The organism is Vibrio sp. Vb1554 (assembly GCF_033344235.1).
Genome location: NZ_JAWPOJ010000216.1, coordinates 1 through 1341, shown reverse-complemented (window position 1 = coordinate 1341; position 1341 = coordinate 1). Strand labels below are relative to the sequence as shown.

2 protein-coding genes are annotated in these 1341 nt (G+C 41.5%); both read left to right on the top strand.

Features of this window, described 5'->3' with window-relative positions; genetic code table 11:
* Nucleotides 1-205 precede the first annotated feature (205 nt).
* Nucleotides 206-502 (top strand): isoamylase early set domain-containing protein, encoded by a 297-nt coding sequence (locus R8N28_RS25090; protein WP_005477072.1) that lies wholly within the window; start codon nucleotides 206-208, stop codon nucleotides 500-502.
* Nucleotides 503-741: 239 nt separating this feature from the next.
* On the top strand, nucleotides 742-1341 hold a 600-nt coding region (locus tag R8N28_RS25085), incomplete at its 3' end, for an SDR family oxidoreductase (protein WP_318183648.1).

Here is a 1341-nt window from a genome sequence, read left to right as displayed (position 1 = left end):
AATGTACGATTCAACTTCAACATATCAATTTCTCCACAACACACTGATTTTCATCATACAGAAAGATCATATTCATACAAGTTTGAAGCACGAAGAGTACACGGTTATTTAACGAGCTATACCAGCATGAATCCGATAACGCTTGAAATACTTATGAAACACGAGTAATAGTTAGAGCAGTTTTTGTACTAACAAGGAAAGATTCATGCTTAAAAAGAGATTTTTCAAAACTAAAGATGAAGTTGAAGTCACTTTTGAACTCGATAAAAACCAATGGGAATCCATTAAAATCGCTGGAGATTTTAATGACTGGCAACCAGAGCCAATGAAACTGGTGAAAAAAAGCGGCCAATTTAAGTTCAAAACACGTCTACCCAAAGAGCAACACATCCAATTTCGTTATCTCCTCGATGAAGTTGAATGGGAGAACGATCCTCAAGCAGATGCTTACGTTCCAAATGGCTTTGGTAGCGACAACAGCGTTGTTTGCACCGTTGAATAAGTGGTAACTTTGATGGGTTGATTAGTGCGGATTTCACCGTAGTAACAATACATTCTTTTCACTTAAGGCGCACGAGTTGCGCCTTTTTCCTACCAATAAAACAAACTCAAGTAGCAATTATTGTTGCCAGTGAACAACAGTGTTTTACCTAAAGTGATATATATCAACAAAAGTTATTTCCTTAGTATGAGTTCATCGCAGCAGACCGCTGCTTTCAACGAAAACTGAGGAAGTAACAAATGAAAAAACTGGTTGTTATTACTGGTGCAAGTTCAGGTATTGGTGAAGCTATCGCACGTCGTTTTAGTGAAGAAGGCCACCCTCTCCTTCTTGTGGCTCGTCGAGTAGAACGTTTAGAAGCACTCAATTTACCAAACACCTTATGTGAAAAAGTCGATGTCACTGACCAAGCGAGTTTGATAACAGCGATTGAAAAAGCAGAAGCTCAATTTGGTCCAGCTGACGTGCTAGTCAACAATGCGGGTGTAATGTTGCTTGGTCAGATCGACACGCAGGACGCCGCTGAATGGAAGCGTATGTTCGACGTTAACGTGCTTGGTTTGCTTAATGGTATGCACTCCGTACTTGCATCAATGAAAGCGCGCAATAGTGGCACAATAATCAACATCAGCTCTATTGCAGGTAAAAAGACGTTCCCTGACCACGCGGCATATTGTGGTACGAAGTTCGCAGTTCATGCAATTTCAGAAAATGTGCGCGAAGAAGTGGCCGCATCACATGTGCGTGTTACGACTATTGCACCGGGCGCAGTAGAGACGGAACTGCTTCCTCACACCAACTCCCAAGCCATTAAAGATGGATACGATGCTTGGAAAGTG

What these genes read in the sequence shown, in the direction of transcription:
- R8N28_RS25090 (WP_005477072.1), top strand. Translation starts at nt 206, where the DNA reads ATGCTTAAAAAGAGATTTTTCAAAACTAAAGATGAAGTTGAAGTCACT.